Here is a 25,322-nt window from a genome sequence, read left to right as displayed (position 1 = left end):
TTCGTCGCGCTAAGCAAAAATCATAAACAAAAATGGCCGGATTCATCATCTGGCCATTTTTTTAACTGTCTCCCCGCAGGGTATTTATTGCCAATAGCTAATAAAAATCCCGAGAAACAACACTAAGCCGACATAGTTATTGTTGAGAAATGCACGGAAACAGGGGTCACGTTCACGTCTGGCAATCATCTTCTGTTGGTGGACAAACAATGCGCCAGCCAGCAGGATAGCCCAATAAAATGAGCCCCCCAAATCCATCAGCCAGCCAATCACCACCATTAATACTAATGTCGCCAGTTGCAGCAAACCGATAATCAGTTTGTCATGCTGGCCAAATAAAATAGCGGTCGACTTAACACCAATCCTCAGATCGTCGTCACGGTCGACCATCGCATATTGGGTGTCATAAGCCACCGTCCAGCAGATATTGGCTAATAATAGCAACCAACAAACCAACGGTAAACTTTCACTCACCGCGGCAAACCCCATCGGGATTGACCAGCCAAAAGCCGCGCCCAACACCACCTGCGGCAAGTGTGTCACCCGCTTCATAAAGGGGTAAACCCAGGCTAAGGCCAATGCCGCCAGTGACAGCCATATGGTCATGTTATTGAGCGTGAGCACCAGCCCAAACGAGAGCAACACCAAGATAACAAACAGGATTTTGCTTTCTTTCTCACTGATGAGGCCGCTGGGTAATGGTCGTGATGCGGTGCGTTTCACAAAGCCATCAATATTGCGGTCAGCATAATCATTGACGACACAACCGGCGGCGCGCATGAAAAAGACACCCAAGACAAAAACAATCAATATATTGGTGTCGGGAATGCCTTTCCCTGCCAACCATAATGCCCACAGTGTCGGCCACAATAGTAATAATGAGCCAATGGGTTTATCGATCCGCATCAAACGGCAATAAGCCCGCCATTTGCTCTGAACATGACTTCCCTTCAATTTCTTACTCTCCAAAATCTCACCACCCCTTAAATCAAATACAGCGGCGAAGCCGGTAAAAAAACTTCAGTCAGTAATAGGGGTTTACCTGACAGCCGTAGTAATGAACGGCGCGCCCAAAGCTTATTCTGCCGCCCTACTTGAATATAATCTCGGGTTAAATTATTACCACCAAATAAATAGCGCCCAAGGGGTAATGTCCCTAAATCCACCAGCGCCCGATCTGGGCCTGACAGTGTTTCCTCGGGAATAACTGTGCGGCCCAATAGCCACGGCTGATTATCGCCACATAAGACGATTTCGCGTAGCCAATAGCGCTCACTTGCTGGTAAATGCTCGGCATCTTCCCCTAGCTCATGGCGTGCAATAAAGCATTCCCGTTGCGGTTCCACATGAACCCGCTGGCAATGTTGCTCAAAACGCCGGGTCATCGATCCCAATTCCATTAGCCAGTCAGCGACGTCAGCAGGAATATTTGGCTGCTCAATGGCATACCATTGGATAGGTTTTAAAATTGATGCATCGCCGGTAGACATACGGCTCGCTCCCTGCCGAGGATAGAGCGCCCATCCCCGTGAATTCGTAAATAGAGAGTCATTGTAACGCAGAATGGGTATCCGGTGACATCAGGTTGCCTTTTATTACAGCCACAAAAGCAAGCCACTGCACATCGCGCCATTTATTATTATGGCTTAATCTGGGTGGGTCAGCCCCTTATAATGGATAATGGCAGCACCAGAGTTATCACGTCGACTGGACGGTCTGAAATACATTTCAAGTAAATCTGCCGCCTCTTGCCCATAAAGGTATTTTTTATCTCCCTGAATGATGAGTTCAGGCGTCATATTTTCATATGCCTTTCTTATCCTGGGATCGATTGACTCCAACCAGTCTACATTTCTTAAATTTGTATCAAAAACGTATAATCCTTCTTTGTTGGCGGTTTGCACAATGGTGATAACATGTGATCTCTCAGGAAAAAACATAATACTTTCAACTGGTTGCAACTGGCTAATTTCAGCTTTTATCGCATTCAAATCGAAGGGATAGACATGCACGTTTTCGGGAAAAGATTGGATTGCTTGTTTAAAGGAACTCCGAGAGTTTTTTGGATCATCTTGAAATATTGAAACCTCCGTTTCGATGCCTTCTTGTTGAAACTGCTCAAGAAGCTCATGCAAAAACTTTCCTGAGCTTGTTGAAGCAGCCACATTCTCACGTAATGGCTCAAAAAATTTCTCAGCTAAACTCATTTCACCGGTATTCAGGTAAGTGAATATGCCGGATGAAGTTAAAACACAGGGTTTTTCCCCTTGGCAAGCATGCCTTAATGCACTCTCTTCCAACCAATCAAAGTCGGCATTGGTTAATAAGTGAGTTTCGGTAAAGCGGTTAGGCGATCCTCCCAGTAACCGGCCCGGTTTGATAAATTCAGGGCCTTCTTTCAAAACAACCCCCAAATCCTGGCCGGTGGCTAAATCAACTTCCCAGTATGTGCCACTGCCTCCCTGCCTGACCCAAGTTTCACGTGTTCCGCCGGGTACTGAAGGGTCTCTAAGTAGAACCTGCTGCACTTCGATTAGCTTTCCCTGCGAGTTTTGTATCGTCTGGCTAATCGGCTCAGGGGCCTCTTCGGGTGGGGTTATTTCAACCTCATGCTGCGAGGCTACCGGGGTTTCATTCGGGATAATTTTTTCTCCCTCAACCGACAAACCAGGAGATAATGTAGAATCAATAACTTGCGGGGAATTTTCTATCATCTTCACGCCTCTTTCCATGCCCCTAAGCTGGCCAGCTTCCATCACCATAGCCATCATACCTGCCGCCATCCCCTCCTTATCATTGCGGTAGCGCGGCCCTTCAACCCGGGCGATAGTGCACATCGGATTCGGTAGCGGTACTTTACAAACCCAATGATTTTCCAAAGATGTCCAGGCATTGCCCCAAAAACGTGTATTCTCAGATTCCGGCTTATAGGCCTCGGCCAGGCTTTCGATTTTATGTTGCAGCCGACTGCCCTCAGGCCGCACTCCACTATCAATTAATGCTTCAATGGCCTGCGCTCTCAATGCCGGATGAGCTTTAATTTGGGTATAATATTCGGCTTTTTTCGCATCCAGCGTATCATAAACGTTAATCGACCTGCCGTTATTGCCGGGCATCGACATCTTAGCAACAAAGCCATTGCTGGCATTTCGCCGCCGTTTAAATTCATCAACCGGTGAGTCGAATTCTTTCTGTGGATAACCATGTTGAAGATCCCGGCGATAGGTATATTGTCTAGGTAAATCAATATTATTCACCCCTTTCTCTCTCAGGATTTTTCTTATTGCCTGTTCTTCATCAAAAGCAGCGGGAGGATGGCGATAGGCCAAGCGCATGTCGAGATAATCCAATTGTCGCGCTATTTTTTGTTGCTCAGTTTTATAGAATCCTCGCTGTGCCAGAGCGTATAGCGGTGGGTTTAGCTCAAAAAAGGGCGCGAGACTTTTGAGATCCGACACAAATCTTGTTTGTTCCACATCACTCGCGGTGCCGTCAACAATGTAGCCAGCCAATTGTTGAAGTCGAATAAATGTACTCTGCGCCGAATCAGGAAAATCAGACGCATCAATTTCTCCGGCAATAGGTTTGAATGCGTGGGCCATTTGCCCGACGGTCAGAGGCTCGGCCTCATTAGATTGGCTGAAGTGAGATAAGAAGATAACTGTCGGGCTGTAGCGAACGCCGCCTGCTTGTTGTGAGTTAATTTCTTCCTCGAACAATAAGCCATACAGCTGCTCAGTATCCTTTCCATCCAATTCATCAAGGGGTTTACCTTGTAATTGATAATGTAACTTAAGCGTGGTTTTTAGCGAAAATGCCAGACTGCCGACGGGATATTGGAGATCAATAAATTGAGTAAAATCCTGCTGGCTACAAGTATCAAAGCCCACCAAACTGCACCCGGTTAAAATCATCTCCGGCAGTTGGTGTGTCAGGTAACTGCCCTGGGCATTTTTGGGGGCAAATCCATTGGCAAGATAAGTCGCCGGTGATTGCACTATCGCCGGTGAAGCATTCATCCCTTCATGAATGACTCTTAACGCCTTACTGGCGCTAAAAACCGGCTGCCCCGGTTCATCCAGTTGGCCCATTCCCCAATTGTCCAAGCCCGCAACCGGGATACCCGCGATGTCACCATAGCGATTACCATAATGAGAATGGTTATAAAGTATTGCCGCCTGCATGCGGATGTCTTTATGTTCAGCCCGATAAATTGAAGCGGACAGTTCAACCAAAGTGGGCTGACTCTCTTGGTGCAGCCACCAGACAAGGCTTAGGGCGGAGAGCGGAGTGAGTTCTTCTTTCGTGGACAAAGTCAGGTTTTTTTGGAATAACTTGAAAAGAATTTCCCGCTCTAAACTGATAACACGAGCTTTTTCATAGCCTTGGACCGTAGTCAATCCCGGTCTTAAATTCAGTAAACCCTCCAAATTATTCGCATATTCAACATCTTCTGCATCATAGAGTTGCAAGTAAAGATCCACAATTCTGCCCACCCGAGCATCGCTGATTTGAGGGAATTGTTGCACCCACATTTTCTGATCCATTTTTCGAGCATGATCAATTAATTGCATTGCCTGACTGAATACCGGCTCCGCAGTAGAATTTACGTTGGGCAGGTTTTCGGCCATTTGGTCCAATACCACATGATCTCTGGCCGTCACTTTTACAGGGAGCCCATGGGAATCAGTATGTTGGGTGATGGTCGTGTGTGGGATGAGGGAATAGTTTTCTTCTGCAAGTAGGGCTGAGCAAGGCAGTACTGCAATCCATAGGCAAAATTGAGTTTTCTTGAACATCAATTAATTCCTTTAATTGAATACGCGAATAAAAGGAGCCGTCAACCATGACTCTCCGCATGCCATCCAAGATACCCAAATCAGCTCAATTATTAGTCTCGTAGATTCTTATTTATCTTTTGTCTATCGCGCCGACAAACTCAGGCAACTGATTATTCGTCGTGAGGTGGATTGAGTGAATTAATAACAAAAAGTCACTATAGGATGATGATAATCAACAATAAAATGAGGCATCGCGAACCAAGTCAGACGGGGTGCGTACAGGTAATACAAGTTTGAGCACTGCACAATCTCAGTGTGACAACGCGCAGTAGCGCCCAGAAGAACACAACGAAAAAAGGTGTGCCAAGGCACACCAATCATCCAGCCATATTCGGCAGTGCCGGGATTTACCCCTTGCCTTTTACACTACCAATAAAGGTTTTTCGGGCTGAAGTTGAGCCCAAATGTTCCGCTTCGTTCAACAATTTCAGCGCCTTATCGACATCGCCGGCTTTCACCGCGTCTTTAATCGCTTGGTTGAAGTAGTTTTCAGTCTCGCTCAGCATTGGCTCTGCTGGTTTTGTCGGTGTAGGCGCTGCAGCTGCCATAGGTTGCACAGCACTGCCCACCACGACAGGAGCCGAAGCTGGCGCTGATTGAATCAAGCCAATCATCACGTTGCCCAAACCTTGCTCAGCGGTCGCTTTAATTCTCAAATTACCGGTCGGAGTATGTTTAGCAATCGGGTCTGGAATATCCGGCACCGCATTACCCACGCCCATCGCATAAGCTTTGGCCGGGTCCAGCAGCGTGGTAGTTTTGGCCAAGTCATCACGGGTGGTGTAAACCAGCAGATAGATTTGTTTTTGACCCAATGCTGGGGTCAGTTTCATCACACCTTGCAGCCGGTCGCTGGTCATGATGCCCGCTTTTTCATAAGTGAAATAGCTGGACGGGTAATAAGCCGCTGGGCGCATTTGTTCGTCTAACACCAATACGCTAGGGGAAAATAGTTGGTTATCAGTGACTAAGCTGCTGAGCGTGATCTCCATCGATCCACGATCCGCAGGTAAAGCAAAAGCGGCCACCGCCCCTTCCACATTCCCCTGAGAGATTTGCGGGCTGGCAGTAGTCAGTTTGATATCTTGCGTCGCCGGTGGCACTAAAGGCTGCCAAGGCAACTGTTGTAAAGTAGCAGTACTGATAGTTGGCGCGATAGAGACATTCGCCGGAGAAATAGTTTGCTCCGCATGCACCGCCAGAGGCGCGGTGACCCCTAGAGCCAATGCCAGACAGAGTGTCAGCAGATTCTTTTTCATTATTGTGCCCTCATACATTGAGCGTCAGCGCTAACTGTGCCAGGCAAGGTCGGCAAAGTTATCGAATTATTTAGAGTATATCGCTTTATCTGGTTAGAAGTGGGCCGTAGCCCACCTCATCAAAACAGAACAGCCGCCCCAAAGGACGGCTGTATCACTGCTGTTACCACCAAGCTTCGAATTGCGCGCCGAAGGTGACTTCGTTATTTTTGCCGCGGCTGTTGGTACCAATGGTGCCGTTTTGCGCTAAACCATTGTCTGCGCTACCACGAACATCGTTATAGCCCCACTTCTCATCCCAGTTAGCATAAGTTGCGAAGACACGAATCGCCGGACGTGACCAGATGCTATCGCCAGCCTGCCATTGTTGTGCCAGAGTCAGTTTGTACTGGCCGTTACGTTCGCCAGTTTTTTGTGACTTAACATTGTCATAGCCTGCTTCCAGCAAGGTACTCATGATTGGCGTCCATTTGTACATTGGGCGCACACCCACGCTGTACCAAGTGGTGCCGTTGTTGTTGTCCCAATCAGTATCCTGATACAGGCCGACGTACATCATGTCCCACTTCTCAGCCAGGTTAATGGCACCGTGGTCGATAACCCGCAGTCTGTGACCGTTGTTATTAACGTTTGCACCTTCAGAGTGACCTGATTGTGCTGATGTCATGGCATCTGTTGCGTACTGCACCACAAACTTGTTAAAGCCGCCCATCATGCTTTGGGTATGCTCAACAGTCAGCATCACGCCATCTTTAGAGGCATCTTTTGCTAATGCGTAATCTTTCTGGGTATTGGCGCGACCATAATCCACACCAAACTCCAAAGAACCACCTGGGTTAGTTTCTATACCCGCTAAACGGATGTCATACACATCGTTGGCAGTGTGGTCGGCATCTTTACGTGCATTATCAATCCAGGCACTTGAACCGCCCGCTTCTGAGTTACGGGTTGCTGCTACAGATAATTTACCGAAGCCCAGATCAATAGCCTCTAAACCTGCACCAGGGCCAGAAATATCCCAGTAATAGAAGTCAATCATATGGACGTCATGACGTTGGTAGAAGCGTTTACCGGCCCACATAGTGGAGCCAGGCAATGCGTCAATCAGATTCTTACCCTGCACGTTGGCTTCACGGAATGCCGGTTCGGTAGATTCCCAGTCATTCTGTTGCGAAACGGAATACGCTACGTTGGTATCTAAGTAGAAGCTCTTATCGCCTTCTTTCCACAGCTCTTGGCCTAATTTAATTTCCGCATAAGTTTCACATTCGTTACCCAGACGGTATTTACTTTGAGCACCAGTTGCTTTGAAGCATTGTTGTTCACCGCCACTTCCCGTCCAACCGATACCGGAACGCGCATACCCGTGGAAATCAACAGCCATAGCTTGGGTGGAAAGGACACCAGCGGCAACAGCCAGTGCTATCGGTAACTTGCGCAGAGTAATCATCAGTAATCTCCTGTTATATTTGCCTGTCGGCATGCGTGCTTAACATTTGCCGTCACCTGAGGTCGCGGTAACTAGACACCCAGCTCTTGGTACAGCCGCTTACACGCAGAGCCATCTTCACGGAACAGATGACAGCGATATGGCGGCAGACCGATGGCGAATGTTGCACCTTCTTCTACCAGCACCACGTCGTTCTGGCGGTAGACCAGGTTTTGACGTATTGCAGGGATTTGGATGTGAATTTGCGTCTCATTACCCAGTTGCTCCACTACCTGAATCTCGCCTTCCAGCGTGACTTCAGAAGCACTACTTGGCAGCAGATGTTCCGGGCGAATACCCAAAGACATATTTGCGCCGACCTGAACCTGGTCGCCTTCGACCGGCAGCCACACTAACTGACCATTTGGATTTGGCAGTTCAATCTGTACCTGACGAGGTTCAACGGCGGTCACTTTCACCGGTAAAAAATTCATTTTTGGCGAGCCGATAAAGCCCGCGACAAAGCGGTTGGCTGGGTAGTGGTACAGCTCAAGCGGCTTACCGACTTGCGCCACATTACCCGCGTCCAGCACCACAATTTTGTCGGCCAATGTCATGGCTTCGACCTGATCGTGGGTGACGTAAATCATGGTGCGTTGCAGGCGCTTATGCAGGCGCGATATCTCGATACGCATCTGCACCCGCAGTGCCGCATCCAGGTTGGAAAGCGGTTCGTCGAGCAGGAAAACATCCGGCTCTGCGACCAAAGTACGACCGATCGCAACACGCTGGCGCTGACCGCCTGATAAAGCCTTAGGTCGCCGTTCCAGCAGGTGAGCCAGTTGCAGCACTTCAGCTACCTGATTCACCCGTTGGTTAATTTCCGCTTTCTTCGCACCGGCCAACTTCAGGCCGAAAGACATGTTCTCGGCGACAGACAAATGGGGATAAAGCGCATATGACTGGAACACCATGCCGATACCGCGTTCAGACGGCGGCACTTCGTTCATCCGCTTACCGCCAATCAACAACTCACCCGAGGTAATGTCCTCAAGCCCGGCAATCATCCGCAGCAGCGTTGACTTGCCACAGCCAGATGGCCCAACAAATACCACAAACTCACCGTCATCAATTTCCAAATTGATGTCTCTGGAAATCACAGCCTCACCAAAGGCTTTATAAACGCCGCTCAGCGTTACATTAGCCATCTGTTACTCCTTTGCTTACGCAAACAACTTTTCATATGAACCTGACTGAAGAAAAATGGCGGAAGCAAATTCCGGCATGACCCGTCGATGACTCCCAGCCCCTGATGACTCTCTTGCAGCGCGCCGTACCGCCATGCTTGCACAAGGTTGCCCCGGACGGCGTCGCGGCCTGAGTATAGGGCTGCTCGTTGCTTAACGCTGCAATGTCCTGATCTGGCTGGGTAATAATTAATCAAAAGCCGCATTTTGTTAGCAACGGCACTTTTATTAATAACGGCACTTCATGGTGCTGGCGCTGTTTCAATAACGGAGCTGCTTTTCAATGAGGGGGATAATGCGGGAGCTACACTATTTGGTAATCATCCGTAACAAGGTTTTTCATGGGGGAGGAGATGGGAGGATGAAAGAACGACCCTAGGGAGCAGAAGTTCCATCACAAATACAAATACGTGATCAGTCACGCAAATTTCGACCTACATTATTGTGTCTGACACCACAGAATAGGCAGCAGTGTTAAGTGGGTCACAATAACTCATTGGGGGGCGTAGAGAGGGGGAGGATGATGGTGTATCCAGTTGTGACTCAATATGTCAGCGTAATGTATTAGTCCCTGTAATAAATAAATGTATGTAATGACTCACAAGAAAGTCGGTACCCACAAAATTGGATAAAAGGATTGGATTATGACTCGCAGCTTCACAAAATCCGGCATTGGTAAGACCGCACGTGTTTTGGCCCTTTCAGCGCTAACCACGCTGGTGCTCTCTTCCTCTGCTTTTGCCAAAATTGAAGAAGGTAAGCTGGTTATCTGGATCAATGGCGACAAAGGCTATAACGGGCTGGCAGAAGTCGGTAAGAAATTTGAGAAAGATACCGGCATCAAAGTCACTATCGAGCACCCAGATAAACTAGAAGAAAAATTCCCGCAAGTGGCTGCCACTGGCGATGGCCCAGACATCATCTTCTGGGCACATGACCGTTTTGGTGGTTATGCACAATCAGGCTTACTGGCCGAACTGCACCCGTCTAAAGCTTTCCAAGATAAACTGTTCCCGTTCACTTGGGATGCTGTTCGCTTTAATGGCAAGCTGATCGGTTACCCTATCGCGGTCGAAGCATTGTCGCTGATTTACAACAAAGACCTGGTCAAAGAAGCACCGAAGACTTGGGAAGAAATCCCTGCACTGGATACCGCACTGCGCGCCAATGGCAAGAGCGCTATTATGTGGAACCTACAAGAACCCTACTTCACCTGGCCACTTATCGCCGCTGACGGCGGTTATGCATTCAAATCTGAAAACGGTGTCTATGACGTCAAAAACGTCGGTGTGAATAATGCCGGTGCGAAAGCCGGTCTGCAATTTATTGTCGATTTAGTGAAGAATAAACACATCAATGCCGATACTGATTACTCCATCGCAGAAGCGGCCTTTAACAAAGGCGAAACCGCGATGACCATCAATGGCCCATGGGCATGGTCCAACATTGATAAGAGCAAAATCAACTACGGCGTGACCTTGCTGCCAACCTTCCACGGCCAACCTTCCAAGCCGTTCGTCGGTGTTCTGACCGCCGGTATTAACGCCGCCAGCCCGAACAAAGAACTGGCGACTGAATTCCTGGAAAACTATCTGATAACTGACCAAGGCCTGGCTGAAGTCAATAAAGACAAACCTCTGGGCGCGGTTGCATTGATTTCATACCAAGAGCAACTGGCAAAAGATCCGCGGATTGCGGCCACCATGGATAACGCCACTAAAGGCGAAATCATGCCGAATATTCCGCAAATGGCGGCCTTCTGGTATGCAACCCGCAGTGCGGTATTGAACGCCATCACTGGGCGTCAAACGGTAGAAGCGGCACTGAACGATGCAGCAACACGTATCGTCAAATAACAGTTTCACCTGCAAAGGGGGGCGGTTCGCCGCGCCCCGACCCAGTTTTCAGTTGTAGAAGTCGCTAATAGAAGAAGATTAAGGGACCATTATGCAGTTATCCCACACCGAGTTCGAAAGCCGTAAAAAGAAAACCGCCTGGTGGCAAAGTGATGTACTTAAATGGCTGATTATCGGCACATTAAGTCTATTCACCTGCTATTTGATCGTGTTGATGTATGCTCAAGGTGAATATCTTTTTGCCATCGTGACGCTGATTCTGGTGAGTCTGGGGCTGTATGTTTTCGCTAACCGCCGCGCTTATGCCTGGCGCTATGTTTATCCCGGCGTGGCAGGGATGGGGCTGTTTGTACTGTTCCCATTGATTTGCACTATCGCCATCGCTTTTACCAACTACAGCAGTACCAACCAGTTGACCTTTGAACGTGCCCAATCTGTGTTGATGGACCGGCAGTTCCAAACTGGCAAAACTTATACTTTTGGTCTCTATCCAAGTCATGACCAATGGCGTTTACAGCTCTCTAATCCGGATGACAATACCCTCCTGATTTCTGAGCCTTTCAGCCTGAGCACTACAGGCGAGCAAAAAATAAATGTCGCGCCGACCAGTGCAGAGCAAACTGCTGAGCAAGCTTCCTTGCGTATCATTACCCAAAATCGCCAAGCGCTCAGTGGACTAGTAGCAATCTTGCCTGATGGCGGTGAACTGCGCATGAGTTCGCTGCGTCAATTCTCGGGAACCAGCCCGCTCTATAAGCTCGGCGCTGATGGTAAAGAATTGATTAATCAGCAGACTGGCGTGACTTATCGGCCAAATATTGATGTGGGTTTCTATCAAGCCATCAATGCTGACGGGCAGTGGGAGAATGAAAAACTTAGTCCCGGTTTTACCGTCACTATTGGCTGGAAAAACTTCCTACGGGTGCTGCATGACGAGGGCATTCAGAAGCCTTTCATCTCGATATTTATCTGGACCATTATTTTCTCATTGCTGACTGTGGTGCTGACGGTGGCAGTGGGTATGGTGCTAGCCTGTGTAGTGCAATGGGACTCCCTGAAAGGCAAAGCCGTTTATCGGGTGTTGCTGATCCTGCCCTATGCCGTGCCCGCGTTTATCTCAATATTGATTTTCAAAGGGTTATTTAACCAAAGCTTTGGTGAAATCAACCTGATGCTAAACCATTTATTTGGTATTAAACCGGCCTGGTTTAGCGACCCAATCACCGCCAAGAGCATGATACTGATCGTCAATACCTGGCTCGGTTACCCATACATGATGATTCTGTGCATGGGGTTATTGAAAGCCATTCCTGATGATTTGTATGAAGCATCGGCAATGGATGGCGCAGGCCCATTCCAGAACTTTTTCCGCATCACTTTACCTTTGCTGATTAAGCCACTGACGCCGCTGATGATTGCCAGTTTCGCCTTTAACTTTAATAACTTCGTACTGATTCAGTTATTGACCAATGGCGGCCCAGATATGATTGGCACCACCACTCCGGCGGGATATACCGACTTACTGGTCAGCTACACCTACCGTATTGCCTTTGAAGGCGGCGGCGGGCAGGACTTTGGTCTGGCGGCGGCAATTGCAACACTGATTTTCATCTTGGTAGGCGCGCTTGCGATACTGAATTTGAAAGCCAGCAAAATGAATTTTGATTAAGGAGGAGATGCAGATGGCCATGGTTCAACCTAAATCCCAGCGTTTGCGTCTATTAGGCACCCATTTTCTCATGTTGTGCTTTATCGCGCTGATTATGTTCCCGCTGCTGATGGTGATTACCATTTCGCTGCGGCCCGGCAACTTCGCCACCGGCAGCTTGATTCCTGATCAGATTTCTTGGGAACACTGGAAGCTGGCGCTGGGCATGAGTGTGACACACGCCGATGGCAGTGTGACGCCGCCGCCGTTCCCGGTGATGCTGTGGTTGTGGAATTCTATCAAGATTGCGGTCATTACCGCCATTGGGATTGTTACCCTCTCCACCACCTGTGCTTACGCCTTTGCCCGCATGCGTTTTCGCGGCAAAAGTACCCTGCTGAAAGGCATGTTGATCTTCCAAATGTTCCCAGCGGTGCTGTCACTTGTGGCGTTATATGCTTTGTTTGACCGCTTGGGGCAGTATCTGCCGTTTATCGGGTTAAATACACACGGTGGGGTGATTTTTGCTTATATGGGCGGGATTGCCCTGCACGTCTGGACTATCAAAGGCTACTTCGAAACCATTGATAACTCACTGGAAGAAGCCGCAGCCTTGGACGGCGCGACGCCATGGCAAGCTTTCAGACTGGTGCTATTGCCACTGTCTGTGCCGATTTTAGCCGTGGTCTTTATTCTGTCATTTATTGCCGCCATTACTGAAGTTCCGGTCGCGTCATTGCTGTTGCGGGACGTGAACAGTTACACCCTAGCGGTGGGTATGCAGCAATATTTGAATCCGCAAAACTATCTGTGGGGCGATTTTGCCGCTGCCGCCGTGCTATCGGCCATTCCGATCACCGCCGTCTTCTTACTGGCACAGCGCTGGCTGGTCGGTGGGTTAACCGCCGGTGGGGTGAAAGGTTAAATTGGTGCTAAAGGGGTGACTGTTCCTACGGGCACTCCGGCAGCTCACGCTGCTACGACCCGAACGGAACATTTCCCCTTTGATTAGCATCATCAATTATCTGAATTTATGCCGCTGCTTTACTTGATGTATTTTCCCTCTGGTACTGTGTCTTGGGCGGCCTTAATGGCCGCCATTTTTATGCATCAAGTAAACAGCTATTCTCGTTTTAGCCGATCGGTATTGGCTAAATACAAAGTCACCACCAGCAGCAATATGGAACCGGAATAAATCAGCGTATCAATCGGATTTTCATGATCGACAATGATCAGCCGGATAATCGCAGTGATCCCGATATAGATAAAATAGCGCAATGGAAAGTGATAGCCGGACTCAAAGTACTTAACAATCAACGCAATAAACTCGAAGTACAGGAAGTAAATCACAATCCCTTCAATCAGCATGTAAGAAGACGCATCCTGATTATTGACGAAGAGTACCTTGCCAAGATGAAAGGTTTCTTTTATCAGAAAGACCACCAAAATAGCGGCCAATGCAATCAACCCCACATTCAGTAAACGCTGTAGATTCTTGGCTATCCACTGTGAGCGCGAATTTTTGGCCATAAATAATCCTATTGAAAGTAGGTGAAATCATCCGGGCCGAAAAAAAGCCCCTTACATCAGTAAGGGGCTAATAAGCGCGGATCAAGGAGCTTAAGCCCGCAAGCTTAACGCCAGTTCTTGAAACGGTTAATCAACGCATTGGTAGAACTGTCATGGCTGGTGACCTCTTTGTCATCTGCCAACTCTGGCAAAATACGGTTAGCCAGTTGTTTACCCAGCTCAACACCCCATTGGTCAAAGGTGTAAATGTTCAGGATAATCCCCTGCGTGAAGATTTTGTGCTCATACAGCGCAATCAAGGCCCCCAAGCTAAACGGCGTAATTTCGCGTAGCAAGATGGAGTTAGTTGGGCGATTACCCTCGAACACTTTGAATGGCGCAACATGAGCCACTTGCTCAGGCGTTTTGCCCGCAGCAGCAAATTCGGCTTCAACTTCATCCAATGATTTGCCGAAAGCCAGTGCTTCCGTTTGGGCGAAGAAGTTAGACAGCAGTTTCGCGTGGTGATCACTCAGTGGGTTATGACTGATAGCCGGTGCGATAAAGTCACAAGGAACCAATTTGGTACCCTGATGAATCAACTGGTAAAACGCATGTTGGCCATTGGTACCAGGTTCGCCCCAGATAATCGGGCCAGTCTGGTAATCAACCGGGTTGCCATTACGGTCAACATATTTACCGTTAGATTCCATATTGCCCTGCTGGAAGTAAGCCGGGAAACGGTGCATATATTGGTCATACGGCAGAATAGCTTCGGTTTCTGCACCAAAGAAATTGTTATACCAGATGCCAATCAATGCCAACAGAATCGGCAGGTTTTTCTCAGCTGGAGTTTCTGCAAAATGTTTGTCCATGGCATGTGCACCACTGAGCAGCTCTTCAAAATGCTCAAAGCCCACAGACAGCGCGATAGATAAGCCAATAGCGGACCATAGGGAATAACGGCCACCGACCCAATCCCAGAACTCAAACATATTGTCAGTATCAATACCAAACTCACCGACTGCTTTGGCGTTGGTCGATAATGCTGCAAAGTGTTTCGCAACATGCTTTTCATCACTGGCGGTAGACAAGAACCAATCACGCGCACTGTGGGCGTTGGTCATGGTTTCTTGGGTGGTGAAAGTTTTTGACGCCACCAGGAACAACGTGGTTTCTGGGTTCAGCGGTTTCAAGGTTTCAGCAATATGAGTGCCATCGACGTTAGAAACAAAATGCATATTCAAGTGATTTTTGTATGGACGCAGTGCTTCGGTCACCATGTAAGGGCCGAGGTCTGAACCACCAATCCCGATATTCACCACATCGGTAATCGCTTTGCCGGTATAGCCTTTCCAGTCACCGCCAATGACGCGGTCACAGAACTGCTTCATTTTAGCCAGTACCGCATTCACTTCTGGCATCACATCTTTGCCATCGACCACGATTGGCGTATTGCTGCGGTTACGCAGAGCAACATGCAGTACCGCGCGATCTTCAGTCCGGTTGATTTTCTCACCAGAGAACATAGATTTAATCGCACCCGCCAAATCAGTTTCTTTGGCCAGAGCTTGCAGTTTTTCCATGGTTTCGCGGGTAATGCGGTTTTTGGAGAAATCCACCAGCATTTGATCGTCAAAAGTCGCTGAAAATTGGTTAAAACGCTGGTCGTCCTTGGCAAACAGACTGCTGATGGTGACGTCTTTCATCTGTTCAAAGTGTTGCTGTAACGCTTTCCAGGCAGCGGTTTGACTAGGATTAATATTTTTCATAGCGGCGCTCTTCTAGGCTTAAGGATTAATGAAACGAATACCTTGATTGTATCCTGTTACCCTGTGATTGAGATCTCTTTTCTTGCGATAGGTAATATCTCTCGAAACAACTTTTGATCTGCTTCCTGTTTTCTCGGTGTGCCATTATCAAACAGTATCCAATCAATTTAGTAATATAGCCTGATGAGTTATTAAATATGAGAATACCTCATAGCCATTTCATTGACAGAAAGTGGATAACCCGTTATTTCCTTGTACAGAGAAAAATACAGCCGACTACTCGAGATGGCATCTGACACGAGGTTTTTTAGATGATTTCCGCTTCACAACGACAGGCTTCACAACAGCAGACTGATCCCCAACAGACCCGCAGCGCCCCATCCCCGACGGTTGTCGCCAAATTTGGTGGGACTAGTGTGGCGGATTTTGATGCCATGAGTCGTAGCGCTGATGTGGTTTTATCGAACCCGGATGTTCGTTTGGTGATTTTGTCGGCTTCAGCCGGGATTACCAATCTGTTGGTCGCGTTGGCCGATGGCTGCGAACAGGAAACACGCGCCCTTCATTTAGATGAAATCCGCCGGATTCAATACAGTATTCTCGCGAAACTTGCTGATCCCGCGGTTATCCGTGAAGAAATTGACCGCATGCTGGAAAACATTGCCATGCTGTCTGAAGCCGCCAGTCTGGCAACATCGGCGGCACTGACGGATGAACTGGTCAGCCACGGCGAATTGATGTCGACCTTGCTATTTGTCGAACTGTTACGCCAACGTCAGGTCGAGGTGGAATGGTTTGATGTGCGCAAAATCATGCGCACCAACGACCGTTTTGGCCGAGCCGAACCCGATACCCAAGCATTGTCTGAACTGGCTCAGACCCAGTTAGCACCGCGTATCAAGCACGCCATTATCGTAACGCAAGGTTTTATCGGCAGTGAAAGTAAAGGCCGCACCACGACTCTTGGTCGGGGTGGCAGTGATTATACCGCCGCATTGCTGGGTGAAGCGCTGAATGTCAGCCGCATTGATATCTGGACGGATGTTCCGGGGATTTATACCACCGACCCACGGGTGGTTCCGGGCGCAAAACGCATTGATAAAATCGCCTTTGAAGAAGCGGCTGAAATGGCGACTTTTGGTGCCAAAGTGCTGCATCCTGCCACCTTATTACCGGCAGTGCGCAGTGATATTCCGGTGTTTGTCGGGTCGAGCAAAGATCCTGAGGCCGGCGGCACGCTGGTGTGCAACGAAACTTACAATCCGCCATTATTCAGGGCGTTAGCATTGCGCCGTAAGCAAACCCTGCTGACCCTGCATAGCTTGAATATGCTGCACGCACGCGGTTTTCTGGCGGAAGTGTTTAACATTTTGGCGCGTCACAATATCTCTGTGGATTTGATAACCACCTCTGAAGTGAGTGTGGCGCTGACACTGGATACCACCGGTTCGACATCCATCGGTGACAGCTTGCTGACCAGCTCGCTACTGACCGAACTCTCTTCTCTGTGCCGGGTTGAAGTGGAAGAAAACCTGGCATTGGTGGCAATTATCGGTAATAACTTGTCGCAAGCTTGCGGTGTGGGCAAAGAAGTGTTCGGTGTGCTGGATCCATTCAATATTCGCATGATTTGCTACGGAGCCAGCAGCCATAATCTGTGCTTCCTGGTGCCGGGCAATGATGCAGAAAAAGTGGTACAAACGCTGCACCATAATCTCTTTGAATAACCGGCAGTTTAAGTAACCGATTATTTAAATAACTCACAATGCAACAATATAGTTTTATAACAAACCGGGCGCTTTCGTCCGGTTTTTCTTATCTCTAACACTGACGATAAAGGACACTCGCCTCATGTTAGTCAAAATCACCCGGCTATTCCCTCTCTGGGCATTACTGCTCTCAATCGCGGCCTATTTCCGCCCCACCACATTTATCGGCATTGGCCCTTATGTCGGCCCACTGCTGATGCTGATTATGTTTGCTATGGGGGTCACTCTGCGGTTGGATGACTTCAAACGGGTATTATCGCGCCCGGCACCGGTGGCAGCAGCAACTTTCCTGCATTATCTGATTATGCCGCTCACCGCCTGGATTCTGGCTATGCTGTTCCGTATGCCACCGGATTTATCTGCTGGTATGGTGCTGGTGGGAAGTGTTGCTAGCGGAACTGCATCCAATGTCATGATTTACCTGGCGAAAGGTGACGTTGCGCTCTCCGTAACCATCTCTGCGGTTTCGACTCTGGTGGGGGTGTTCGCTACCCCACTGCTGACTCGTTTATATGTTGATGCCACCATCAGTGTGGATGTCATTGGGATGCTGAAAAGTATCCTGCAAATTGTGGTTATCCCAATTACTGCGGGCTTAATTGTCCATCACTCCTTTACCAAAACAGTGAAACGCATCGAACCTTACCTACCGGCGATGTCGATGGTTTGTATCGTCGCCATCATCAGTGGCGTGGTTGCCGGTAGTCAGAGCCACATTGCCTCAGTCGGTTTCGTGGTCATTATTGCAGTTATTCTGCATAACGGTATTGGTTTGTTAAGTGGCTATTGGGGGGGGAAATTGTTCGGTTTTGATGAATCAACCTGCCGCACATTGGCGATTGAAGTGGGGATGCAAAACTCAGGACTGGCTGCCACTCTGGGTAAAATTTACTTCTCACCATTGGCCGCTCTGCCTGGCGCATTGTTCTCGGTTTGGCATAATCTATCGGGTTCACTGCTGGCCGGTTATTGGTCGGGTAAACCGGTAAATAAAGATAAAAAGTAATACTTAATCATGTCAATGCCCGAACCTCTCGGGCATTTTCAACCTCCCCGCTTCATTTTATTCCCCGCCTTAGACAGAAAAATAATATAAATAACACCCGATATTGACCTGATGATATTTTAAATAATTCTTAAAAAAGTCACCCAATAACCTCTTAGTTTTAAAAAGTTATTATCTTTCACTGATCCCTGAATACTCCTTAATTATTGTCTTCATTCCGCCGTCTCTACTTTTTAGGGACGGTAATAGTGCTGCCCGTAAATTTGACTCAAGGATGGAGGGGCTGAACCTATTCCGTCAGTGCTCTCCCCCACAGATATCATGATCAAAAAACGCACCGCATTATGTTTTTTATTGAGCACGGGCACCTACGCTAATACAACTCCGGGGATGGATATTCCCTCTCCAATCAATGAATCACGCCAAAATTTACAGAACAGCAGTAATGAAATTAATCAATTAATAGAAGAGCGCCGTCAGCCTCATGCTAAACAGCCTGAAGCAAAGGTAGAGACTCCCCCCAATAGCGCCCCTGAATTAGAGGATAACGCACAATGCCTCCCTATCAGTGGAGTCTATGTTCAGGGCATTACCTTATTGACCCCAACAGATTTAGAGTCATTAAGCGCAATACCCGATCAATGTATCAATAGCGAACATGTCAATCTGCTGGCTCGGGAACTCACTCAACTTTATCTTAGCAGCGGCTATATTATGGCGCGTATCCGATTCATTCCCCCCGATGACGAGGGTGAACTCGGGCTGGATGTAACTGAGGGCTTTATTGAGAGTATTGAAAGTGATGATCCCGAATTAAATAGTGAAACTATTTTCCCCAATATGTTGGGTCATCCATTAAATATTAAACAACTCGATCAAAATTTAGATCAAGCTAATCGCCTCCCCTCCAACAAAATTACTGTCGACATATTACCAGGACGTGAATCTGGCGGGTCAATTCTAAAACTGAGTAATACCCGGTCAAAACCCTGGCATCTGACAACCTCCCTCGATAATTATGGTAATAAAAACACCGGGAAATGGCTGAGCCGAAATACATTTTCTTTCGATAATCCGTTTGGATTATCAGATTCCATCAGTTTGAATATTTCCAGCACCACTGATAACCCGCAAAAAAACTACAGCCGTGCCTATTCACTCTTTTATTCCGTACCTTATGGGGCCTTAACGCTCAGTGGTTTTGCCAGCTATTCAGAATATCTTTATCCGGTGCAATTACAATTTAATACCATCGAGCTACAAGGTAAAACCCAACAGCATGGTTTACGTTCTGATTATGTTTTCTATCGCGATCAAGACCAGATTAATGGCTTAAGTGCCCAATTGACCTATAAACAGGCCGAAAACTATTTTAATGACCAAAAAATCGCGGTCAGCAGCCCAACACTGACAATATTTGAATTAGGTGTTAACCATCTGCATATCCTGCCCACAGGCATATTCAATGTAAATCTCAGTATTGAACAGGGATTATCGTGGTTGGGTGCCGATCAGAACTTGTCAGCCAGTTATCAAGATAGCCAATTTACTAAAACCAAAGCCACCATTACCTCCAACCAATATTTCAATTTGTTCGATGACTTTTATTTGTTTAGTCATCAGTTCTATGGCCAATACACCCACGACCGCTTGCCGGGTGTTGAATGGTTGAGTGTCACCGACAGCAATGCTGTTCGCGGTTTTAGCCGCAATACCTTATCTGCGGATAAAGGTTGGTATTTACAAAATACTCTGTCGCGCAATTTCTCTCTCGGCAACACCACTATAACGCCACGGTTAGGGGCTGATATAGGTCGTATTCAGCAATCATCACAAGGCTGGAGCAGCGCCATGGGGTTGAGTGCTGGCATCAATGTTAGCTACCGCGATATCAAAATGGATATTGAAGCCAGTCGTGGTCATCTGCTGTCCGGTAAATCAGAAAATAAAGATCCGGTTCAAATTCTGGCGCGCTTCTCTTATTCATTTTAATTAACCGCTACCAGTGAAAGCCAATTTTTATTAACACCAAGCAATATGAAAAATGGAGAAGTAAAATGAAACAAAATAAGTTCAAGCTCTCCCCGGCAGGAAAGCTGGCGGCAGCCGTCGCTATTATTTCAGTATCAGTAGCCACCTGTTATGCCGCAGGTATTGTCGGTGCGGGCGATCCCGCTCATAACCCAGGGATTAATTCAGTCAATGGGGTTACGGTTGTCGATATCGTCAAACCCTCGGCCTCCGGTTTATCCCATAACCAATATAATGAATTTAACGTTAACAAAGCAGGTGCAGTACTTAATAACTCCCTCAGTGCAGGCCAATCAAAATTGGCAGGGCAATTAAGCGCCAACCAAAATTTAAATGGTCAGGCCGCCAATATCATTTTGAATGAAGTGATTAGCCGTAACCCCTCATTATTATTGGGAAAACAAGAAGTCTTTGGTATGGCCGCCGATTATATTCTGGCCAACCCCAATGGTATTACCTGTAACAGTTGCGGTTTTATTAATACTAATCGGACTTCATTGGTGGTCGGTAATCCACTCGTCGACCAAGGGAATCTACAGGGTTTTGATACTAGAAATAACACTAACCTATTAAATATAGGTGAAGGTTACACTATCGTTGGCGGAACACTAGACTTGATCGCCCCAAGAATTAATATGTTGGGAACCGTGGATTCCAGGGAAGATATTAATGTCGTTCTCGGACAAAATAAAATCAGCACCAATGGGAAAATATTAGAATCACAAAAATACGAGGGAACGGCATACGACAGTAAAATATTTGGTGGCATGATGGCCAATAGAATTCGTATTGTTAATACCGCGGAGGGGAATGGCATAAATATGTCGGGCAGCTACACGGCCCGTAAGTCCCTCGATATCTCAACACCAGGAAAGCTGAATCTTGATGTCGACCCCCAAGTCAGCCCTGACTCTATATCAAGCATAATGTCTTGGTTTGTAAAAGAAGCTGATCCTACACCAGCTAATTTAAGCGGTGAAGATATTAACGTGAGCGCAGGTGAGATCTATACCTCTGGCGATATTATTGAAACCACCTCAGGTAATTCGACGACACAGACGCTCAAACGTACCAAAATTAAAGGCGCTAATATTTCTATTATTGCCAAGAGAAATAATCACCTCGATGCAGCAATCATTGATGGCAAGAACATTATTATGCAAGGTGATAATATTCAACTGGGTACGGAAACAGTCACTAACACTCACTCTAGTAGCTCGAAAGATGGGGCTGATGGATTTTTGGGAATAGGTAAGTGGAATAAATCCTCCAATAAAAAAACAGAACAACAAAAAAATATTGGCACCACTATCACTGCAGGAAACAACCTGGCTATTCAATCAACAAATGGCGATATAAAACTCTCTGGAACTTCTATCGAGGCAGGTAACAATCTTTCCATCAAAGCAAAGAAAGACTTAAAATTGGAGAGCATGATTGATAATAATTCAATCCGTGATAAAGGCCATGATTATGCACATACCATCAAAGATATAACCTGGGATAATGAAACTGACACCCAAACACTGAATAAAACCACGCTACAAGCAGGTGGCAATATGGGGCTGGCCGCAGAGGGGAAAATCAGCGCCAAGGGGATTAAGGCTGCTGCTGGCGGTGATTTATTAATCAATGCTAATGAGGTTAATATTAATGTGCAAAAAACCCGCGATCTAAAAATCTCAAACGGTAAAAATGAGCAAAACATGGGGTTGGGGGGGATAGACCATAATAATAACAATAAAAATGCAGAAGACAGCCACCGCTCAGAAATAACCGCCGACGGTAATATTCTTGTTGTGGGTAATAAAGGTGTTTCTATTACTGGCAGTAAAGTCAAAGCCAGCAAAGATGGTTATGTTCAGGCGGCAGATGGCGGAATTAAAATCGATAATGCCATCAGTACCACCACCACAAAAATTGATGAGCGCACCGGGGTTGCTTTTAATATTACGGGCAGTTCACACAAAGCCAATAATCGTGATGAAAAAGTCACCGGCAGTGAATTAGTTTCAGACGCCAATCTTAAAATCATCAGCAAAGATAATGTCGATGTGATTGGTAGCTTGGTAAAAAGTGCCGGAGAACTCGGTATTGAAACCTTGGGCGAAATTAACGTCAAAGCTGCGGCAGAACAGCAGAAAATTGATGAGCAAAAGACCAAGCTGACCATCGAGGGCTTCACCAGTGATGATGGGAATAATCAGTTCCAGGCGGGTATTAAACTGGAGCATACCAGCGAAAGTGAAAAAACAGAGAGCGTTCAACACCATGGCGCAACCCTTGAAGGCGGCACAATCAAACTGGATGCAGAGAAAGACGTCACATTTACCGGCTCAAACCTGACCACCACCCAAGGCGATGCTGATATTAAAGGTGAAAATGTCTCATTCGTCGCCGTACAAGACACCCTCTCCAGCAATAAAGAAAAAGAAACTGTCGGTGTAGATGTTCATTACGACGGCGGAATGGATAAAGCTGGCAGTGGTGCAAATGTCAGTTATGAAGACACCCAAACAACTACGGATAAATCGACGGCGGTGGTTTCTGACTCGAACATAGCCGGCAACCTGAATATTAACGCCACAAAAGATGTCACTAACCAAGGGAGTGAGCATAAGGTTGACGGTGCTTACAATGTCGACGCTATCAATGTGAATAATCTGGCGGCAGAAAACAGTGAAAAAACCGTGAATAAGAGCACCACGGTTGATGTCGGTTTTGGTGCCAATATTGACTATAGCGAAGTCACTCGCCCGATTGAAGACATTGTAAACAAAGCCCAAGAGCTGGATATGGGCGGTATGCTTGATGCTGCCGATGATGTCGGTGCGCCTAATGTGGGGATCGATATTTACGCCAAAGGTGGCACTAAAGAAACCAACCTCAGTAGCAACAAAGCCACCGAAACATCAATCAAAGGCGGAGACATTAATATCAACGCAACGGGTAGCGTCAAAGACCAAGGGACTGAATATCAAGCAGATAAGGGTTCCATCACGTTGAATGCCGCTAGCCACATCTCTGAAGCCGCGATTGATCGCGTTGAGCAACACACTAAAGAAACATCCGGCGGGGCTGACATTCGGATTTATACCAGCACAGGCAAAGACATTACTGTGGATGGCAAAGGTAAAGGCGGTTCTAAAGACCAACTGGTAAAAGGTGAAATCGCGCAGGTTGGCAGCATGAACGCCGCCAATGGCATCAATATCAATGTCAAAGAAGATGCCACTTATCAAGGCACCAATATGGATGCGGGTAATGGCAAAATCTCGGTCAATGCAGGCGGAGATATTCGTTTTGATCAAGTCACTAACCTGACGAGCGAAAGCCATAATAATGTTGATGCTGACGCCAAAATGAATCTCGGCACAAACACCAACAGCAAAGAATTTGGTGCTGGATTAGGCGGCGGGCACAGTAAAGGCGAAAGCAGCACGTCTATTGCTCAAGTCAGCAATCTTCAGGGTCAACAAGGGATTGAACTGAATGCAGGGAAAGATGTGGCACTGACCGGGACTTCATTCGGCAGCAAAGAAAAAGCAACCGGTGATATTCTGCTGACGGCTGGCGGCAAAGTCGAGATGAAAGCCGCCGAATCTCAGGGATCAAAACAAGATATGACCTGGTCAGCCAGCGCTAATGCGGGTATGAGCAAAGGTACCGGTGCCGATAAAGACAGCAAAGGGATGTCGGCCGGAGCAAAAGTGAACGTCGCCAAGACTGATGAATCAGCGACCATATATCAGGGCAGTGTGATTAACAGCAATGGGACATTGACGATTAAAGCAGACAGCGATGATAAACAAGCCATTCATCTGCAAAACGCTGATATCACGAGTAAAGAAACTATTCTGATGACAAATAACGGCGGTATTTTGCTCGAGTCAGCCCAGGATAAAGAGTACAAAAATAATTGGAATTTTGAGGTGGGCGCTAATGGCAAACAGAATGCTTCCTTTAATAAAGATGATAAAGGCGTAGCTGAAAAACAAAGTAGCGAGAAAACCCACAATATTGGGGCCAAACTGGATATTGGTGTGGAAAAACTTGATGCCATCGTGCAGCAAAATACCCATATAAATAGCGATAATATTAGCTTTAATACCGCTAAAGATATGGTTCTGGCTGGAGCAATACTCAAAGCTGATAATATTAATGGCAATATTGGCGGCAACCTAACAGTAGAAAGCCGGGAAGATAAGCAGCACTCCGTGAACGTCAATACCGCACTGGGCGTCAGCCACAGTAACGAAAAACAAGACAGTTTGATTAATCAGTTAGCCAGTGCTAGCCCAATTGGTGAAGATAAAATCAAGAAAAAACTGGATACCAAATCCAACAAATTATTCGATAAAATCAAAAAACAATATGACCAGCTCTCCAGCCGATTTACCACTAAAGAAGAGGACAACGTCCAGACACTCAGTTATACCAAAGACGGTAAAAAAATGACGGTCGAGCAATCAAAGGACGAAGAAGAAACCAAAGATAAATGGTGGCAAAAAGGGGCGAAAACCGTCGGGAAAAAAGTCAAAAGTAACGTTCAAGAAGACCAAGTCAAAGGAGGCAATGGTCGGGCTAAGATTGAAGTCGAAGTCGTTGAAAATAAGGCAGTTGAAGAGCAATCTGCCATTAGCGGTCAAGAAACTGTCAACTTAACAGTTGGCGGTAAAACACAACTGATTGGCGGGAAAATATCTAACCAGAACAACGATGTTGCATTACAAACTCAGGGTCTTGAATTACAAGACATCAATGGTAAACACACTGAAGGCGGGGCCAGAGTGAATGGTTCCTCCTCCGTCGGCGAAATGATGAAAAGTGGCTTCAGCGACCTTAAAGAGGGTAAAACACCGCTGATCGGTGCTCACGGTGGTTCTGAACAGAAAAATGCGGTAGCAGGAGTCACCCGAGGCTAAAACTAGCGCATCATTCCAACTAAAAGAGTA

The 25,322-nt window shown here is 47.1% G+C and carries 15 protein-coding genes and 1 pseudogene; 7 read left to right on the top strand and 9 right to left on the bottom strand.

The genetic code is table 11. From position 1 onward, the window contains the following. Nucleotides 1–84: 84 nt before the first annotated feature. The 7 genes and pseudogenes from ubiA to DX162_RS22550 all read right to left on the bottom strand — a co-directional run bounded on the left by ubiA (nt 85) and on the right by DX162_RS22550 (nt 8,966). Nucleotides 85–954, bottom strand: coding sequence for a 4-hydroxybenzoate octaprenyltransferase (gene ubiA, locus DX162_RS07780; RefSeq protein WP_032820464.1), 870 nt, complete (start codon nt 952–954; stop codon nt 85–87). A 29-nt stretch (nt 955–983) separates the two neighbouring features. Beyond that, nucleotides 984–1,490, bottom strand: a complete 507-nt coding sequence (ubiC, locus tag DX162_RS07775; protein ID WP_004391858.1) for a chorismate lyase — start codon at nt 1,488–1,490, stop codon at nt 984–986. 156 nt (nt 1,491–1,646) lie between these two features. Beyond that, nucleotides 1,647–4,535 carry a hypothetical protein gene (locus tag DX162_RS07770; protein ID WP_408642847.1) on the bottom strand — a complete coding sequence of 963 codons (2,889 nt, stop codon included), beginning with the start codon at nt 4,533–4,535 and terminating at the stop codon, nt 1,647–1,649. A 653-nt stretch (nt 4,536–5,188) separates the two neighbouring features. After that, a complete protein-coding gene (gene malM, locus DX162_RS07765; RefSeq protein WP_032820466.1) occupies nt 5,189–6,100 on the bottom strand; it encodes a maltose operon protein MalM in 912 nt (303 codons plus the stop codon). Between the two features lie 163 nt (nt 6,101–6,263). After that, nucleotides 6,264–7,550 carry a maltoporin gene (locus DX162_RS07760; protein WP_004391861.1) on the bottom strand — a complete coding sequence of 429 codons (1,287 nt, stop codon included), beginning with the start codon at nt 7,548–7,550 and terminating at the stop codon, nt 6,264–6,266. A gap of 71 nt (nt 7,551–7,621) precedes the next feature. Further along, a complete protein-coding gene (malK, locus tag DX162_RS07755; RefSeq protein ID WP_004391862.1) occupies nt 7,622–8,737 on the bottom strand; it encodes a maltose/maltodextrin ABC transporter ATP-binding protein MalK in 1,116 nt (371 codons plus the stop codon). 15 nt (nt 8,738–8,752) lie between these two features. Continuing rightward, nucleotides 8,753–8,966, bottom strand: a pseudogene (locus DX162_RS22550) (hypothetical protein). A gap of 454 nt (nt 8,967–9,420) precedes the next feature. Here DX162_RS22550 and malE point away from each other — a divergent pair. The 3 genes from malE to malG all read left to right on the top strand — a co-directional run bounded on the left by malE (nt 9,421) and on the right by malG (nt 13,205). Then, nucleotides 9,421–10,632: a maltose/maltodextrin ABC transporter substrate-binding protein MalE gene (gene malE / locus DX162_RS07745; protein ID WP_049561348.1), complete on the top strand. Its 1,212-nt coding sequence runs from the start codon at nt 9,421–9,423 to the stop codon at nt 10,630–10,632. A gap of 91 nt (nt 10,633–10,723) precedes the next feature. Next, a complete protein-coding gene (gene malF / locus DX162_RS07740) occupies nt 10,724–12,301 on the top strand; it encodes a maltose ABC transporter permease MalF (protein WP_004391865.1) in 1,578 nt (525 codons plus the stop codon). Between the two features lie 13 nt (nt 12,302–12,314). Further along, the gene (malG, locus tag DX162_RS07735; protein WP_004391866.1) at nt 12,315–13,205 is read left to right on the top strand and encodes a maltose ABC transporter permease MalG; all 891 of its coding nucleotides are present in this window, start codon (nt 12,315–12,317) and stop codon (nt 13,203–13,205) included. A gap of 197 nt (nt 13,206–13,402) precedes the next feature. Here malG and psiE read toward each other — a convergent pair whose 3' ends face one another. Further along, the gene (gene psiE / locus DX162_RS07730) at nt 13,403–13,810 is read right to left on the bottom strand and encodes a phosphate-starvation-inducible protein PsiE (RefSeq protein WP_004391867.1); all 408 of its coding nucleotides are present in this window, start codon (nt 13,808–13,810) and stop codon (nt 13,403–13,405) included. 104 nt (nt 13,811–13,914) lie between these two features. Beyond that, nucleotides 13,915–15,561, bottom strand: coding sequence for a glucose-6-phosphate isomerase (gene pgi / locus DX162_RS07725; RefSeq protein WP_004391868.1), 1,647 nt, complete (start codon nt 15,559–15,561; stop codon nt 13,915–13,917). Between the two features lie 311 nt (nt 15,562–15,872). Between pgi and lysC the strand changes: the two genes are divergently transcribed. The 4 genes from lysC to DX162_RS07705 all read left to right on the top strand — a co-directional run bounded on the left by lysC (nt 15,873) and on the right by DX162_RS07705 (nt 25,292). Then, nucleotides 15,873–17,288: a lysine-sensitive aspartokinase 3 gene (lysC, locus tag DX162_RS07720; protein ID WP_004391869.1), complete on the top strand. Its 1,416-nt coding sequence runs from the start codon at nt 15,873–15,875 to the stop codon at nt 17,286–17,288. A 124-nt stretch (nt 17,289–17,412) separates the two neighbouring features. Further along, a complete protein-coding gene (panS, locus tag DX162_RS07715; RefSeq protein ID WP_004391870.1) occupies nt 17,413–18,336 on the top strand; it encodes a ketopantoate/pantoate/pantothenate transporter PanS in 924 nt (307 codons plus the stop codon). Between the two features lie 321 nt (nt 18,337–18,657). Then, the gene (locus tag DX162_RS07710; RefSeq protein WP_032820467.1) at nt 18,658–20,328 is read left to right on the top strand and encodes a ShlB/FhaC/HecB family hemolysin secretion/activation protein; all 1,671 of its coding nucleotides are present in this window, start codon (nt 18,658–18,660) and stop codon (nt 20,326–20,328) included. Nucleotides 20,329–20,393: 65 nt separating this feature from the next. After that, nucleotides 20,394–25,292 (top strand): hemagglutinin repeat-containing protein, encoded by a 4,899-nt coding sequence (locus DX162_RS07705; protein WP_098081052.1) that lies wholly within the window; start codon nt 20,394–20,396, stop codon nt 25,290–25,292. The last annotated feature ends 30 nt before the right edge of the window (nt 25,293–25,322 follow it).

This window comes from Yersinia kristensenii (assembly GCF_900460525.1).
In the GTDB taxonomy this organism is placed as follows: domain Bacteria; phylum Pseudomonadota; class Gammaproteobacteria; order Enterobacterales; family Enterobacteriaceae; genus Yersinia; species Yersinia kristensenii.
The sequence above is the reverse complement of the archived record's forward strand: the minus strand, read 5'-3'. Positions and strand labels throughout refer to the sequence as shown.

What these genes read in the sequence shown, in the direction of transcription:
- malM (WP_032820466.1), bottom strand. Translation starts at nt 6,100, where the DNA reads ATGAAAAAGAATCTGCTGACACTCTGTCTGGCATTGGCTCTAGGGGTC.
- ubiC (WP_004391858.1), bottom strand. Translation starts at nt 1,490, where the DNA reads ATGTCTACCGGCGATGCATCAATTTTAAAACCTATCCAATGGTATGCC.
- malF (WP_004391865.1), top strand. Translation starts at nt 10,724, where the DNA reads ATGCAGTTATCCCACACCGAGTTCGAAAGCCGTAAAAAGAAAACCGCC.
- DX162_RS07705 (WP_098081052.1), top strand. Translation starts at nt 20,394, where the DNA reads ATGAAACAAAATAAGTTCAAGCTCTCCCCGGCAGGAAAGCTGGCGGCA.
- panS (WP_004391870.1), top strand. Translation starts at nt 17,413, where the DNA reads ATGTTAGTCAAAATCACCCGGCTATTCCCTCTCTGGGCATTACTGCTC.
- DX162_RS07710 (WP_032820467.1), top strand. Translation starts at nt 18,658, where the DNA reads ATGATCAAAAAACGCACCGCATTATGTTTTTTATTGAGCACGGGCACC.
- malG (WP_004391866.1), top strand. Translation starts at nt 12,315, where the DNA reads ATGGCCATGGTTCAACCTAAATCCCAGCGTTTGCGTCTATTAGGCACC.
- lysC (WP_004391869.1), top strand. Translation starts at nt 15,873, where the DNA reads ATGATTTCCGCTTCACAACGACAGGCTTCACAACAGCAGACTGATCCC.
- DX162_RS07770 (WP_408642847.1), bottom strand. Translation starts at nt 4,535, where the DNA reads ATGTGGGTGCAACAATTCCCTCAAATCAGCGATGCTCGGGTGGGCAGA.
- malK (WP_004391862.1), bottom strand. Translation starts at nt 8,737, where the DNA reads ATGGCTAATGTAACGCTGAGCGGCGTTTATAAAGCCTTTGGTGAGGCT.
- malE (WP_049561348.1), top strand. Translation starts at nt 9,421, where the DNA reads ATGACTCGCAGCTTCACAAAATCCGGCATTGGTAAGACCGCACGTGTT.
- psiE (WP_004391867.1), bottom strand. Translation starts at nt 13,810, where the DNA reads ATGGCCAAAAATTCGCGCTCACAGTGGATAGCCAAGAATCTACAGCGT.
- DX162_RS07760 (WP_004391861.1), bottom strand. Translation starts at nt 7,550, where the DNA reads ATGATTACTCTGCGCAAGTTACCGATAGCACTGGCTGTTGCCGCTGGT.
- pgi (WP_004391868.1), bottom strand. Translation starts at nt 15,561, where the DNA reads ATGAAAAATATTAATCCTAGTCAAACCGCTGCCTGGAAAGCGTTACAG.